Source organism: Shewanella seohaensis (genome assembly GCF_023283775.1).
Lineage (GTDB): Bacteria > Pseudomonadota > Gammaproteobacteria > Enterobacterales > Shewanellaceae > Shewanella > Shewanella seohaensis.
The window spans coordinates 261,793-277,177 of record NZ_JAKILE010000004.1; the positions used below are offsets into that span (position 1 = coordinate 261,793).

9 protein-coding genes and 8 tRNA genes are annotated in these 15,385 nt (G+C 48.0%); 3 read left to right on the forward strand and 14 right to left on the reverse strand.

The window, feature by feature from the left end; all coding sequences use genetic code 11:
• The first annotated feature begins 221 nt into the window (after nt 1-221).
• Nucleotides 222-686: a DNA polymerase III subunit chi gene (locus L2713_RS06680; protein WP_248967359.1), complete on the forward strand. Its 465-nt coding sequence runs from the start codon at nt 222-224 to the stop codon at nt 684-686.
• Between the two features lie 15 nt (nt 687-701).
• A complete protein-coding gene (locus L2713_RS06685; protein WP_248967360.1) occupies nt 702-3,578 on the forward strand; it encodes a valine--tRNA ligase in 2,877 nt (958 codons plus the stop codon).
• 403 nt (nt 3,579-3,981) lie between these two features.
• Here the strand turns inward: L2713_RS06685 and L2713_RS06690 are convergent.
• The 13 genes from L2713_RS06690 to recA form a co-directional block, all read right to left on the reverse strand.
• Nucleotides 3,982-4,058: transfer RNA gene (locus tag L2713_RS06690), tRNA-Arg, on the reverse strand.
• 94 nt (nt 4,059-4,152) lie between these two features.
• Nucleotides 4,153-4,244 (reverse strand) — tRNA-Ser (locus L2713_RS06695).
• 36 nt (nt 4,245-4,280) lie between these two features.
• Nucleotides 4,281-4,357, reverse strand: a tRNA-Arg gene (locus L2713_RS06700).
• 43 nt (nt 4,358-4,400) lie between these two features.
• A tRNA-Arg gene (locus tag L2713_RS06705) sits at nt 4,401-4,477 on the reverse strand.
• 43 nt (nt 4,478-4,520) lie between these two features.
• Nucleotides 4,521-4,597 (reverse strand) — tRNA-Arg (locus L2713_RS06710).
• A gap of 82 nt (nt 4,598-4,679) precedes the next feature.
• Nucleotides 4,680-4,756: transfer RNA gene (locus L2713_RS06715), tRNA-Arg, on the reverse strand.
• 28 nt (nt 4,757-4,784) lie between these two features.
• Nucleotides 4,785-4,861, reverse strand: a tRNA-Arg gene (locus L2713_RS06720).
• An 18-nt stretch (nt 4,862-4,879) separates the two neighbouring features.
• Nucleotides 4,880-4,971, reverse strand: a tRNA-Ser gene (locus L2713_RS06725).
• A 203-nt stretch (nt 4,972-5,174) separates the two neighbouring features.
• Nucleotides 5,175-5,372, reverse strand: coding sequence for a carbon storage regulator CsrA (gene csrA / locus L2713_RS06730; RefSeq protein WP_006082602.1), 198 nt, complete (start codon nt 5,370-5,372; stop codon nt 5,175-5,177).
• A gap of 118 nt (nt 5,373-5,490) precedes the next feature.
• Nucleotides 5,491-6,747, reverse strand: a complete 1,257-nt coding sequence (locus L2713_RS06735) for an aspartate kinase (protein ID WP_109287347.1) — start codon at nt 6,745-6,747, stop codon at nt 5,491-5,493.
• 9 nt (nt 6,748-6,756) lie between these two features.
• On the reverse strand, nt 6,757-9,381 hold the full coding sequence (gene alaS, locus L2713_RS06740; RefSeq protein WP_248967361.1) for an alanine--tRNA ligase: 2,625 nt from the start codon (nt 9,379-9,381) through the stop codon (nt 6,757-6,759).
• 275 nt (nt 9,382-9,656) lie between these two features.
• Nucleotides 9,657-10,124, reverse strand: coding sequence for a regulatory protein RecX (locus L2713_RS06745; protein ID WP_380823165.1), 468 nt, complete (start codon nt 10,122-10,124; stop codon nt 9,657-9,659).
• Between the two features lie 17 nt (nt 10,125-10,141).
• The gene (gene recA / locus L2713_RS06750) at nt 10,142-11,215 is read right to left on the reverse strand and encodes a recombinase RecA (protein ID WP_011621914.1); all 1,074 of its coding nucleotides are present in this window, start codon (nt 11,213-11,215) and stop codon (nt 10,142-10,144) included.
• Nucleotides 11,216-11,597: 382 nt separating this feature from the next.
• Between recA and mutS the strand changes: the two genes are divergently transcribed.
• Entirely contained in the window at nt 11,598-14,183 is a 2,586-nt protein-coding gene (gene mutS / locus L2713_RS06755) for a DNA mismatch repair protein MutS (protein ID WP_248967362.1), read from the forward strand.
• Nucleotides 14,184-14,337: 154 nt separating this feature from the next.
• Here the strand turns inward: mutS and rpoS are convergent, their stop codons facing one another.
• A complete protein-coding gene (gene rpoS, locus L2713_RS06760; RefSeq protein WP_011621912.1) occupies nt 14,338-15,318 on the reverse strand; it encodes an RNA polymerase sigma factor RpoS in 981 nt (326 codons plus the stop codon).
• Nucleotides 15,319-15,385: the final 67 nt, after the last annotated feature.

The window sequence follows — 15,385 nt, forward strand, 5'->3', positions numbered from 1 at the left end:
CTTTGCTTTTATATCCCCAGACCCCATAGTCGTTTAACCATTACTCTTAGCCTTAAGCGAGTACTTAAGCTGTGCACATTTGGCACAGTAACGGCTTAAGCCACCCCCTGTCCCCGCCGTTCAATCTCCCGCGAAAAACCACAGTGCTAAGCGTTAACCCAGCTTGAGTTTTAGTGTAGACTTACCCGTTCGTCTATAACTTAAAGCAAGGCATTGAAATCATGACTCAAGCGCTGTTTTATTTACTGCCGCCGATGGGCGTGAACACGGCCCTTAATGACATGTATCAATTGGCTTGCCGTCTAGCCCAACAGGGATTTATAAACCAGCAGCAGGTCTATATTCACTGTCAGGACAAGAACATCGCCTTCGAAATCGACGAGTTACTATGGCAGTTTGAACCCAGTGCATTTGTCCCCCATAACCTCAAAGGTGAAGGCCACACCACAGGCTCACCTGTTGAAATCGGTTTTGACAGACTCGGCCCAAACAAAAGTCGCCAACTTCTGATTAATCTTGCAGACCAAGTACCTCCGTTTGCGGTAAACTTTGGTCAAATCTTCGATTTTGTGGCTAATGACGACCAACATAAAGCGATAGCACGTGAACGCTACCGCCAATATCGTGGCTTAGGGATTGAATTAACAACCCAAAATTTAGCAACACATCCACTTAATTTAGCTTGAGACAGATACGTTCCCATGGAAAAAACATACGATCCTCAGTCCATTGAGCAGACTCTTTACCAAAACTGGGAAGAGCAAGGTTACTTTAAGCCCCACGGCGATGCCTCACAGGGCAACTATTGCATCATGATCCCGCCACCTAACGTGACGGGCAGTCTGCACATGGGCCACGCTTTCCAAGATACCATCATGGATACACTGATCCGCTACCAACGTATGAAGGGTAAAAACACCCTGTGGCAAGTCGGTACTGACCATGCAGGTATTGCGACTCAAATGCTGGTTGAGCGTAAGCTTGAAGCCGAAGAAGGCAAGAGCCGCCATGACCTTGGCCGCGATGCTTTCATGGAAAAAGTATGGGAATGGAAAGCGCAATCTGGCGGCACCATCACTAAGCAGCTGCGTCGTATGGGCGCCTCAGTGGATTGGGACCGTGAACGCTTTACCATGGACGAAGGCTTGTCTAAAGCCGTTCAAGAAGTGTTTGTCCGTCTCTATGAAGATGATTTGATTTACCGTGGTAAACGTTTAGTGAATTGGGATCCTAAACTACACACCGCGATTTCTGATCTCGAAGTGGAAAACAAAGAAAAGCAAGGCCACATGTGGCACCTGCGTTATCCATTAGCCGATGGCGAGCTAACTGCCGACGGTAAAGATTACCTCGAAGTCGCCACCACACGTCCAGAAACTATGCTGGGCGATAGCGCGGTTGCAGTTCATCCAGACGATGAGCGTTATCAAGCACTGATCGGCAAATTTATTCTGCTGCCAATCGTTAATCGTCGCATCCCTATCGTTGCCGATGACTATGTAGACATGGAGTTTGGCACAGGCTGTGTGAAGATCACTCCTGCCCACGACTTTAACGACTATGAAGTCGGTAAACGTCACAAGCTTCCTATGTTCAACGTGTTGACCTTAGATGCAGCAATTCGTGCATCCGCTGAAGTCGTCAATACCGATGGCACCATCAACACTAGCTTAGATGGCAGCCTGCCAGAGCGTTTCGCAGGCCTTGATCGTTTCAAAGCTCGTGATGCCATCGTGGCCGAATTTGAAAGCTTAGGTCTGCTCGAAAAAATCGCGCCACACGGCCTAAAAGTGCCCTACGGTGACCGCTCTGGCGTGGTAATCGAACCAATGCTGACCGACCAATGGTACGTCGCCGTTGCACCTATGGCGAAAACCGCAATCGAAGCCGTTGAAAATGGCGACATTAAGTTTGTGCCGCAGCAATACGAAAACATGTACTTCTCTTGGATGCGCGACATTCAAGATTGGTGTATCTCTCGCCAATTATGGTGGGGTCACCGCATCCCCGCTTGGTACGATGCGAACGGTAAGGTGTATGTTGGCCGTAACGAAGCTGAAGTGCGTGCTAAGCACAATATCGATGATGCTATCGCCCTGCGCCAAGATGAAGACGTACTGGATACCTGGTTCAGCTCAGCCCTGTGGACATTCTCGACTTTAGGCTGGCCTGACAATGTTGAAGATTTAAAAACCTTCCACCCGACCGACGTGTTGGTCACGGGTTTTGACATCATCTTCTTCTGGGTTGCCCGTATGATCATGATGACCATGCACTTCATCAAAGATGAAGACGGTAAGCCACAGGTACCATTTAAAACCGTTTATGTGACCGGCCTTATCCGCGATGAAGCGGGTAACAAGATGTCAAAATCTAAGGGCAACGTACTTGACCCATTGGATATGATTGACGGTATCGATCTAGAAGCCCTAGTTGAAAAACGCACCGGCAACATGATGCAACCTCAACTCGCCGCCAAGATCGAAAAGAGCACCCGTAAAGAATTTGAAAACGGTATTGAAGCCCACGGTACCGATGCCCTGCGCTTTACCCTAGCGGCAATGGCCTCAACTGGCCGTGATATCAACTGGGACATGAAGCGTTTAGACGGTTACCGCAGCTTCTGTAACAAGCTTTGGAACGCGTCACGTTACGTGCTGATGAATACCGAAGGCCAAGATTGCGGCCCGAACTCACCGGATTACCAAGGCGGTGAAATGGAACTGTCACTGGCGGATCGCTGGATCATCGGTTTATTCAACCAAACTGTAAAAACCTACGACGACCACATGGCAAACTTCCGTTTCGACCTTGCAGCGAACACACTGTACGAGTTCACTTGGAACCAGTTCTGCGATTGGTATTTAGAGTTAACTAAGCCTGTACTGCAAAACGGTAATGAAGCGCAAATGCGTGGCACCCGCCATACGCTGGTCAATGTGTTAGAAGCGATGCAACGTCTGATGCACCCAATGATGCCGTACATCACTGAAACCATCTGGCAACGCGTTAAACCGCTGACTGGCGCTCAAGGCGACACCATCATGCTGGCACCATTCCCAAGCTATGATTCCGCCAAAGTAGATGCGACCGCGATGGCCGATCTCGAGTGGGTTAAGCAAGTGATTGTTGCGGTTCGTAATATCCGTGCCGAACTCAATATTGCGCCTTCTAAGCCATTAAATGCCCTACTGCGTGGCGTGAGTGCCCAAGACCAAGCCCGTGTTGAAGCGAACCAAGCCTTCTTCACAACGCTTGCGCGCTTAGAGAGCATGACGATTCTTGGCGAAGGTGAAACGGCGCCAATGTCGACCACAGGTCTGATTGGCGAAATGGAATTATTGATTCCGATGGCAGGTCTGGTGGATGTAGCGGCTGAAATGGCTCGCATCGACAAGCAGCTTGAGAAGCTGACTCAAGAGATTGCCCGTATCGAAGGTAAATTATCGAATGAAGGCTTCGTGGCGAAAGCACCGCCAGCCGTCATTGATAAAGAACGCGCCAAGATGGCCGATCTGAGCCGTGATATGGACAAACTAAAAGAGCAAAAAGCCGAGTTTGCTAAGCTAGAAGCCTAATCACGATATCTACGCTAAAAAGGGCTGTATTTTACAGCCCTTTTTATTTCCCCAAATTGCTCGCTAACACTCTTCAAACCTCTCTCAGGACTCGTCCCTAAGACGCGAAGTCACTCATCACCCCCTTGTTCCATGCTTATCTCTTCGTCTCTTTTACGGCTCAGCTTGCGAGTCAAGATAACCCTTAGCTATCTCTTTATCAGGCGCTAAACAGTAAGCCAGCGCGAGAACATCATCGCTTAAGGCATAGGTATTGGATTGAACATAACGTAGCGTAAGACACGGATTATCAAGGTTACAAAGCATGGGAAGGGATAAGGATTGATGCGAGATTAAGCGGAAAAATTCCATTAAAAAAGCCCTGCAATTACTTGCAGGGCTTATCTAAATCTAACTAAGTAGATGGTGCGCGTGGAAGGATTCGAACCTCCGACCGCCTGGTTCGTAGCCAGGTACTCTATCCAGCTGAGCTACACGCGCTTAAATACTGGGTAAGTTGCCACCTTACCGATAGACTTGAGTCTAGAAGAAGCACTTAAGCCTCGCAAATTAAATCTATTCACTAGGAATAGAATGGCGGAGAAGGAGGGATTCGAACCCTCGATGGGAGATAAAGCCCATACTCCCTTAGCAGGGGAGCGCCTTCGGCCACTCGGCCACCTCTCCGCAAAATCTGCATTTGTAAGCTATTGCTTACTAAAATGGTGCGCGTGGAAGGATTCGAACCTCCGACCGCCTGGTTCGTAGCCAGGTACTCTATCCAGCTGAGCTACACGCGCGATTTTTGCGTTTGCTAACAAAGCTAAGGCTTTGCCTGCGAATTGGTGCGCATGGAAGGAGTCGAACCTCCGACCGCCTGGTTCGTAGCCAGGTACTCTATCCAGCTGAGCTACATGCGCATTTTAAACTGTTATCTCAACACATTCGCATTAAGATTGAATATGGTGCGCGTGGAAGGATTCGAACCTCCGACCGCCTGGTTCGTAGCCAGGTACTCTATCCAGCTGAGCTACACGCGCTTAAAACACTTACTTGAAGCACTAATTACAAAATTTCGTCTGAAATTCAAACCTGATGAGTTAAACATAACTAATGCAGAGATGGTGCGCATGGAAGGAGTCGAACCTCCGACCGCCTGGTTCGTAGCCAGGTACTCTATCCAGCTGAGCTACATGCGCGACTTGTATCTATCTTGCTTCAATAAAATGGTGCGCGTGGAAGGATTCGAACCTCCGACCGCCTGGTTCGTAGCCAGGTACTCTATCCAGCTGAGCTACACGCGCACTTTTATCGGTAAGAAATGGCGGAGAAGGAGGGATTCGAACCCTCGATGGGAGATAAAGCCCATACTCCCTTAGCAGGGGAGCGCCTTCGGCCACTCGGCCACCTCTCCGTTTTCTTGGCGCACATATTACTGTTTGACGAAAATAAGTCAAACCCTTTTTCTGAAACCACTTCTGTTTGAAGCGTTTTTAATCACATTGCTGTTATATCAATCCAATGTGTTGATTTGCGCCAATCTTTCGGCTCAAAAAATAAAAAAGCCAGTTAAAAAACTGACTCTTCTATGTCGCTAATACTCGCCTAAGCGCCGTATTAAAAGTTACCACCTTCTGAAGGTGTACCTGATTTTTCAGATTGAATGCGTTGATAGATTTCTTCACGGTGGACAGAAACCTCTTTCGGTGCATTAACACCAATACGCACTTGATTGCCTTTTACCCCTAGCACTGTAACTGTGACTTCATCACCAATCATCAGTGTTTCGCCAACACGACGAGTCAAAATCAGCATTCGATAGCTCCTTTATGTCTTAATTCAGCTTACACACGGCACTCATCCGGTAGATGGGCATATTATAGGGTCAGCTGAGTACAAATTAATAGTATTCAATACTCAAACAGTTATTTAATTACACCTTATTTAGCTCGAAGGCGTGATGTAACGCTCGAACCGCCTTGTGTAAGTCCCTTTCATCGATCACAGTTGACAATTTACTCTCCGATGTCGAAAGTAACTTAGCATGGATTGTTTCATTACCCAATACATCTAACATCTTAGTCAATAATCCAACTTTTGCCTGTAAACCTTTGCCAACTAAAGACACTTTTGCACGTTGACGCTCAACAATCAATTGGCCTAGATCAAGACTTTCACTTAAAAGCTCTAGCTCATGCAATAAAATATCGACCTTGGCTTCGGCCAGCATAAAACTGACACATTCGGCTGCTGAGGTTTCATTGAGCTTGAGCGGGGTAATAAACTCAACATCAATCTCAAGCCGTGCCAAGCAGGCTAACAGGGCTTGATAATGCTCACTGCTAGTAAACAAACCTTCGATGGTTAAGGTCGCAAGTGCCTTATTAATTGCAATACCTTGCACCGATGCGGCCATCGCCAGCTCTGATTCATCACCAAATTGGATTAATGTCCCATGGCCAGCCTCAAAACTCGACAATACACGCAGTGGCACTTTAAAACGTTGTGCGTATTCAACCGAGTCGGGATGCAGCACCTTAGCGCCGAGTTTTGCCATTTCTAGCATCACATCAAAACCAATCACATCGAGGCGTCTGGCACTACTATCGATATTTGGATCGGTCGTAAATACACCGGGCACATCGGTAAAGATTTGGCATTCATCGGCTTTTAACGCCGCAGCGAGTGCCACAGCCGTAGTATCAGAACCACCGCGCCCTAAGGTTGTTACATCACCATTGGGATCGATACCTTGAAAACCAGCCACAATCGGTACAATGCCGTCGTTTAGCAAAGAGGTTAAGTATGCCGTATCGACACGCTCAATACTCGCACGACCAAACTGACTGTTTGTATGAATTTGGACTTGATCGCCAGTCAGGGATCTCGCGTTTATGCCTCGACGTTGTAACGCCATCGCCATTAACGCAATACTGATTTGCTCTCCCGTCGAGACAAGCATATCGAGTTCCCGCGCACTAGCGCGGGGATCGATTTGCGCCGCGAGCGCAAATAGTCTGTTGGTCTCCCCTGCCATCGCAGAAAGTACCAAGACCTGCAGCTCACCATTGTGAGCGGACTTTGCAATTTGCTCGGCAACCACTTCGATGCGTTCAATCGAACCCACCGAAGTGCCACCAAACTTCTTCACAAAAAGCTTGCTACCACTAAGCTTTCGTTTTTCGAGCACAGCAACCTCTTAAGCTAAACGCTCAGTAATCCAAGGTAATACTTGAGACAGTGCCGCATCCAGATTTTCTGGTTGGCTACCACCCGCTTGGGCCATATCAGGGCGACCACCGCCTTTACCACCCACTTGGGCAGCAACCATAGCAACCAGTTCACCGGCCTTCACTTTACCGACTAAGTCGTTGCTCACGCCCGCGATAAGGTTCACTTTGCCTTCTTGAGCCACACCGAGCAGGATAACGGCAGATTTCAGCTTTTGCTTTAACTCATCTTGCAGGCCACGCAGTGCACCTGCTTCAACACCTTCAAGTTTCTTAATCAGCACATTTACGCCATTAACTACAACCGCATCACCAGCTAAATCCGCACTCGCTGCCGCAGCTAACTTATCTTTCAGTTGCTGCATATCTTTTTCAAGCTGCTTCATTTTATCCAGTTGCGCTTTCAGCTTAGCCACAACGGATTGAGGATCGCCTTTCAGCAGTGCAGCCGCTTCTTCAAGTTGTGCTTGTTGCTGTGCCACATAGGCCATCGCCGCAGCGCCGGTTACCGCTTCGATACGGCGAACGCCGGCAGCGATACCACCTTCAGAAGTAATTTTGAACAGACCAATGTCACCGGTACGGCCAACGTGAGTACCACCACACAGCTCGATAGAGAAATCGCCCATAGTGACGACACGCACTTGTGCATCGTACTTCTCACCGAAGAGCGCCATAGCGCCTTTTTCTTTGGCTTCATCAATCGCCATTTCAGCGACTTTCAGCTCATGGTTACGGCGAATTTGGGTGTTGACTAACTCTTCAACCTGTTTCAATTCAGCAGGTTTGACCGCTTCGAAATGAGAGAAGTCGAAACGTAAACGCTCAGGATCAACTAACGAACCTTTTTGAGTTACGTGAGTGCCCAACACTTGACGCAGCGCAGCATGTAATAAGTGAGTCACAGAGTGGTTTAACTGGGTGCGGTGACGCAGTTTTTTATCCACTTTTGCTTCAAGTACTTGGCCAACGCTTAAGCTGCCAGCCGTTAACGTCCCTTTATGGCCTGAAGCTTGACCAAACTTTTGCGTATCGCTAACAGCAAACTCAATACCTTGAGCCACTAATACGCCCTTGTCACCCACTTGTCCGCCCGATTCTGCATAGAATGGCGTCACATCGAGCACGACTACGGCATCATCACCCGCATTGATTGCAGGAACTGACTCACCGTTTAGGTAAAGTGCAGTGACTTTGGCATTGCCAGTGAGTTCTGAGTAACCACAGAATGCAGTTTCAGCATCAATTTTCAGTGCCGCGTTGTAATCGGCGCCGAAGTTACCCGCGGCTTGAGCGCGGCTACGTTGTTCAGCCATCGCCACTTCGAAACCCGCTTCATCGACGATAATGTTGCGCTCGCGGCATACGTCAGCGGTTAAATCCACTGGGAAGCCATAGGTATCGTACAGTTTGAACACAGTTTCACCGTCTAAGGTGTCTCCCTGCAATTCGTTTAATGCGCTATCTAGAATACCTAAACCACGCTCAAGCGTACGAGCAAACTGCTCTTCTTCCGCTTTAAGGGCTTTTTCAACAATCACTTGAGTATCGGCAAGACCTTTAGCGGCATCGCCCATCACTTCGATTAGCGTCGGAACTAACTTGTAGAAGAAGGCTTCAGTTGCCCCTAACTTGTTACCATGACGCACTGCGCGGCGAATAATACGACGCAGCACATAGCCACGACCTTCGTTCGATGGCATTACACCATCGGCAACTAAGAAGGCGCATGAACGAATATGGTCAGCAATAACGCGCAGTGACTTGTTAGATAAGTCAGTCACGCCGATGATTTCTGCTGCTTTAGCAATCAAGGCGCGGAAAATATCGATTTCGTAGTTTGAATGAACGCCCTGCATAATCGCAGCGATACGCTCAATCCCCATACCGGTATCGACTGAAGGTTTTGGCAGCGGCAACATTTCACCAGAGGCTTGGCGATTGTATTGCATGAATACGATGTTCCAGATTTCGATGAAACGGTCGCCATCTTCTTCTGGGCTACCGGGACGTCCGCCCCAGATATGATCGCCGTGATCGTAGAAAATTTCGGTACATGGACCACAAGGGCCTGTGTCACCCATTTGCCAGAAGTTATCTGAAGCGTATGGCGCGCCCTTGTTATCGCCGATGCGAATGATGTTTTCAGTGGCAACACCAATCTTTTTATTCCAAATTTCAAAAGCTTCATCGTCTGTTTGGTAAACAGTCACACACAGACGTTCCTTTGGTAGCTTCAAGACTTCAGTCAGGAATGTCCAACCAAAACGAATCGCATCTTCTTTGAAATAATCACCAAAGCTGAAGTTACCCAGCATTTCGAAGAAAGTATGGTGACGCGCGGTGTAACCAACGTTATCTAAATCGTTGTGTTTACCACCCGCACGGACGCAGCGTTGAGCAGTGGTCGCACGTGTATAGCTACGTTTGTCCATGCCAAGAAACACGTCCTTGAACTGGTTCATACCGGCGTTGGTGAATAAAAGCGTTGGATCGTTGCCTGGTACAAGAGAACTACTGTCCACAACTTGGTGACCATTGCTGCGGAAAAATTCGAGGAAAGCACTTCTAAGCGCTGCTGTCGTTTGATACATGAAATCGTCCTGAATTGGGTAAGCATGACCAGCTACACCATAAGGTAGCCGTATTTCTATTTGCCCAGCATTATAAGCAGACTGAGGAAAGACGACCAGCCTTGAATAGCGATATAGGCTTAGGAATCTCATATTTTCGGTGAGTTTGCGGGTATGACGGGGCTTATCACAAAAGCCAAGCGGTAAAGAGGAGTCGATGGGGCTAACCAGCAGAGCGGCCGAACGCAAAAGACAATGGCCAGACAAGCCAAGGGCTGCGAGTTTATGCCATGACGTTAGTCATCATGATCTTCCAAAGGGTCGTAATCTAAGGCGTAGGAGACTTGTTCGTAATTAAAGCCTTGGCTCAGTAAAAACCGCACCCGTTTGGCTTTTTCTTTCGCCAGCAGCTCGCGAGAGTGTGAACCCTTAATCTCGGTGACTTTAGGGATAGCATATTTTTTGATGGCTGTGGCTTTTGCTAACTCAAACCAATCATGATCATTTGCAGATAACGCGGCTTCGATACAATCCTTTGAAAGCCCCTTTTGGGCAATGGCTTGACGAATACGTATAGGCCCATGACCACGGGCAATATGGCTTCTTACGAGCAGCTCAGCATAGCGCTTATCATTGATAAAACCCGATGCTTCACAATCATCGAGCACGGGATCGATATCAACGATTTCAAAGCCTTTTTCGAGCAGTTTGGAGCGGATTTCTTGGCGGGAATAGTCGCGGCGCGCTAACAGCGCGACCGCGATTTGACGGGCTGACTGGCTCAGAATACTTCGCCTGTTTCGAAGTCAACATTACCTTCGCTATTTTCATCATCAGAAGCTGATGATGACAAGGCTGCAGGGTTACTCAATAATAGCTCACGTAGCGTTTTATCAATTTCAGCTGCGATCGCTGGGTTTTCAGTCAAATATTTGCCAGCATTTGCACGGCCCTGACCAATCTTGTCACCCTTGTAGCTGTACCATGCACCGGCTTTTTCGATAAGTTTATGAGCCACACCTAAATCGACTAATTCACCGGTACGGTTGATACCTTGACCGTAAAGAATTTGGAACTCAGCTTGCTTAAACGGTGCAGCGACTTTGTTTTTAACCACTTTAACGCGCGTCTCGTTACCTACCACCTCATCGCCTTCTTTGATAGCACCTGTACGGCGAATATCGAGACGAACAGAGGCGTAGAACTTCAGCGCGTTACCACCCGTTGTGGTTTCTGGGTTACCAAACATCACACCAATCTTCATACGAATTTGGTTGATGAAGATTAACAGTGTATTCGATTGCTTGAGGTTACCCGCTAGCTTACGCATCGCTTGGCTCATCATACGCGCAGCTAAGCCCATGTGTGAGTCACCAATTTCACCTTCAATTTCCGCTTTGGGTGTTAATGCCGCAACCGAGTCAACGATGATCACATCTACCGCGCCAGAACGGGTTAACGCATCACAGATCTCAAGGGCTTGTTCACCCGTATCGGGTTGTGAACACAGTAAGTTATCGATATCAACGCCTAACTTTTTAGCATAGATAGGGTCTAGCGCGTGCTCGGCGTCGATAAAGGCACAGGTTTTACCTTCGCGCTGAGCGGCAGCAATCACTTCTAATGTCAGCGTCGTTTTACCTGATGATTCTGGACCATAAATCTCAACGATACGTCCCATTGGTAAACCGCCAGCACCTAAGGCGACGTCAAGGGAAAGTGAACCAGTAGAAATAGTCTCAACATCCATAGAGCGGTCTTCGCCCAGCTTCATGATGGAGCCTTTACCAAATTGCTTTTCAATTTGGCTCAATACCGCAGCAAGTGCTTTCTCTTTGTTTGGATCGACCTTCATTCCTGTTCCCTCATCTAGACAGTATCAGTACTGTCAAAAGTGATATTCAATTTAATAAAGCGGGTAATACAAAAAGCGAGGCTCTTTGTCATAATCTGCTGACTAGTATACTGTACAATCATACAGTATCAAGACCTGTGAATGATTTATTTTTAAGTCAGAAAATTTTCCCGTTGAGACAAGCTTTTACCGACTCGTGCTGCAGATTTGTCAGGATATCAGTGAATATGCATGGTTTAAGGGTCAATTTTCAGAAAATTATTGCTAAGATTGGCGTCAATTTATTTTAGACAGTAATAGTGCATATCCACTGATTTTTTATCCCATTACTGTACGACTTTTTTCCCCGCTTTGGGCCGGCATAACGGACGAAAACGATTTAATGAATCCTATAGATACCGATGATTTAGAAAAACATACCCCTATGATGCGTCAATATTTGACCATGAAAGCAGCGCATCACGACATGCTGCTGTTTTATCGTATGGGTGACTTCTATGAACTCTTCTATGATGACGCAAAACGCGCCTCTGAATTATTGGGCATTTCTCTTACGGCCCGCGGCAAAAGTGGTGGAGATCCTATCCCTATGGCGGGTATTCCTTACCATGCAGTTGAAGGGTATCTGGCCAAATTGGTTCAAATTGGCCAATCGGTCGCGATCTGTGAGCAGATTGGCGACCCTGCTACCTCAAAAGGCCCGGTTGAGCGAAAAGTGGTGCGCATCGTCACCCCAGGTACTTTGACCGACGAAGCGTTATTGCAGGAGAGACAAGACAATCTGTTAGCCGCGGTTTATCAAGGTAAAGTCGGTTTTGGCTACGCGACCCTGGATGTGTCTTCCGGCCGTTTCGTGATTGCTGAATTAGAGACAAAAGAGTCCCTCGAAGCCGAACTGCAACGTACCAATCCAGTCGAAATTCTCTATAGCGAAGATTTTGGCGCGATGGAGCTATTGCATCATTTTAAAGGCAAGCGTCGCCGCCCCGAGTGGGAGTTTGATTACGATACCAGCATTAAACTGCTGCTGGCACAATTCGGCACTAAGGATTTGCACGGCTTTGGGATTACCGATGCAAGGCTTTCACTACAAGCGGCTGGCTGCTTGATGCAATATGTGAAAGACACCCAGCGCACCACCCTGCCGCATATCAATGCCATTACCCGTTTCAATCAAACCGATACGATTGTCTTGGATGCGGCAACGCGCCGTAACCTCGAACTGACACAAAATTTGAGTGGTGGTCGAGATAACACCCTAGCAGCCGTGCTCGACAATACCGCCACAGCCATGGGCAGCCGGATGTTGCAACGCTGGATCCATCAGCCGCTAAGAGACCATGCCCAGATTTTTGCTCGCCAAACGGCCGTAAATGAATTACTCGAGACCACGGCCCATGAGTCATTGCATGAGCAGCTTAAAGCCCTAGGCGATATCGAACGTATCATGGCAAGGCTGGCGCTGCGTACCGCTCGTCCAAGGGATTTTGCCCGCCTACGCCAAGCATTAAACCTCTTGCCTCAGTTGCAGCAATCACTCGCGCAGTTAAGTGCGCCCCATACGGTGAAACTAGGCCAACTCTTAGGTGAGTTTCCCGAAGAGCAACAACTGCTTGAGCGCGCCATTGTCGATAACCCGCCCATGCTTATCCGTGATGGCGGCGTGATCCGTGAAGGCTACAATGCCGAGTTAGATGAATGGCGAGGCTTAAGTGAAGGAGCCACTGATTATCTAGTTCAGCTCGAAGCGCGGGAAAAAGAGCGCACTGGTATTGCCACGCTGAAGGTTGGCTACAACCGAGTGCATGGCTACTACATCGAAGTTAGTCGCCTGCAATCGCAGCAAGTGCCGTTAAATTATCAGCGCCGTCAAACCCTTAAGAATATGGAGCGTTACATCACGCCCGAACTTAAGGAATACGAAGAAAAAGTGCTGTCGAGCCAAGGTAAGGCGCTCGCCCTTGAAAAACAACTTTGGGACGAATTGTTTGATTTAATCCTCCCCAAGTTGCTTGAACTACAAGCCTTCGCCAGAGCGGCAGCCGAACTCGATGTGTTGAGTAACTTTGCCGAACGTGCCGAAACCTTAGGGTATACCTGCCCAGAACTGAGCAGCGAAATCGGCGTAAAAATCGAAGCGGGTCGCCATCCAGTGGTTGAACGTGTGAGTCAAACGCCTTTTATCGCCAACCCTGTTACCCTGCACAATCAACGCCGGATGTTGATTGTTACAGGTCCAAACATGGGCGGTAAATCGACCTACATGCGCCAAGTGGCGCTTATCACCCTAATGGCACACATTGGCTGCTTTGTACCAGCTGATCGCGCCATCATTGGCCCTATCGATCGGATTTTTACTCGGATTGGCGCCTCAGATGATCTCGCCTCTGGTCGCTCAACCTTTATGGTGGAGATGACTGAAACGGCAAATATCCTTCATAATGCGACCGCGCAAAGTTTAGTCTTGATGGATGAAATTGGCCGCGGCACATCAACCTACGATGGCCTGTCATTAGCCTGGTCAGCGGCTGAATATTTAGCACAGCAAGTCGGCGCAATGACGCTGTTTGCGACCCATTATTTCGAGTTAACACAATTACCGGAACTCATGGCTGGCGTCTATAACGTGCACCTCGATGCGATTGAACACGAAGACACTATCGCCTTTATGCATGCAGTGCAAGAAGGTGCGGCCAGTAAGAGTTATGGTTTGCAGGTTGCGGCCCTTGCTGGGGTGCCAGCACGAGTGATTAAGGCGGCAAAACACAAGTTACATCAGCTTGAGAGCCGCGATCATCAAGTAGAAGGTGCTAATGTTAACGGCACTAGGGCACCAATCCAAACCCTGCTCGCTCTGCCAGAGCCGGTGGAGAATCCCGCTGTTAGTAAATTAAAAGCCATCAATCCCGATAACCTGACCCCAAAACAGGCGCTGGATTTACTCTACGAGCTAAAACGCTTGAGTTAACACATAGAGTGAAAACTCGCGATAACATAAACGCGAAAGCATAAAAAAACGCCCTGAATATTGGGCGTTTTTTATGACTTTTTGAACGGGTTTAGGGCTAAATATCCAAGCCAAAGTTTCTAAACCTTAATCTCTAAAACTTAATCTCTAAACCTTAGTTTCTAAATAGTGCCTCTACAGAGAGACCTTGAGCGCCCAGCAAATCACGTAGGCGTTTAAGGGCTTCCACTTGAATTTGGCGAACACGTTCACGGGTGAGGCCAATTTCTGCACCTACGTCTTCAAGGGTTGAGGGTTCATAACCCAATAAGCCAAAGCGGCGCGCTAAGACTTCTCTTTGCTTGGTATTGAGTTCGTTGAGCCATTTCACCACTGAGTTTGAAATGTCTTCATCTTGTACTTTGTAGTCAGGGCCTACGTTGTCGTCATCGGCAAGCACATCGAGTAACGCCTTATCGTTATCACCACCTAAGGGAATATCGACAGAGGTGATCTTCTCGTTGAGCTTCAGCATCCGGCTGACGTCAACACTGGATACTTGCAGTTTCTCGGCAATTTCTTCTGCCGTAGGTTCGTGGTCAAGTTTTTGCGCTAATTCCCGAGCCGTACGTAAATAGACGTTGAGCTCTTTTACCACATGGATTGGCAAGCGAATCGTGCGGGTTTGATTCATGATGGCACGTTCAATCGTTTGTCTGATCCACCAAGTCGCATAGGTTGAGAAACGGAAGCCTCTTTCTGGGTCGAATTTTTCCACCGCACGGATCAAGCCAAGATTACCCTCTTCGATTAAATCCAGCAGCGCTAGGCCACGATTATTGTAACGACGGGCAATTTTAACCACGAGTCGCAGGTTACTCTCAATCATGCGATTACGGGATTTTTCGCAGCCTTTTAAGGCCTTACGGGAAAAGTAAACTTCTTCTTCTGCGCTAAGCAGTGGGGAAAACCCTATTTCACCTAAATAGAGCTGGGTGGCATCAAGATTTTTTTGCAGGTCATCTTGAACCTGTTGTTCAAGTCCTAGTTCTTGAACTAAATCAGCGGCAATATCCTCTTTATCGAGATCAAACTCTGCGGTATCTACGGAAAAATCTACTAGTTCTTCTGCGGCAGTGCTATTTATGCGGCTCATGATCAAATCTCCCAAACCTAATGTAAACTGCTTGAATTACTGCAATTTTTTATCCTCCATGCCAACA

Bases quoted from the DNA above. Each gene is read 5' to 3' on its own strand.
- L2713_RS06680 (WP_248967359.1), top strand. From the start codon at position 222: ATGACTCAAGCGCTGTTTTATTTACTGCCGCCGATGGGCGTGAACACG.
- L2713_RS06685 (WP_248967360.1), top strand. From the start codon at position 702: ATGGAAAAAACATACGATCCTCAGTCCATTGAGCAGACTCTTTACCAA.
- csrA (WP_006082602.1), bottom strand. From the start codon at position 5,372: ATGCTGATTTTGACTCGTCGTGTTGGCGAAACACTGATGATTGGTGAT.
- alaS (WP_248967361.1), bottom strand. From the start codon at position 9,381: ATGTATCAAACGACAGCAGCGCTTAGAAGTGCTTTCCTCGAATTTTTC.
- recA (WP_011621914.1), bottom strand. From the start codon at position 11,215: ATGAAGGTCGATCCAAACAAAGAGAAAGCACTTGCTGCGGTATTGAGC.
- mutS (WP_248967362.1), top strand. From the start codon at position 11,598: ATGAATCCTATAGATACCGATGATTTAGAAAAACATACCCCTATGATG.
- rpoS (WP_011621912.1), bottom strand. From the start codon at position 15,318: ATGAGCCGCATAAATAGCACTGCCGCAGAAGAACTAGTAGATTTTTCC.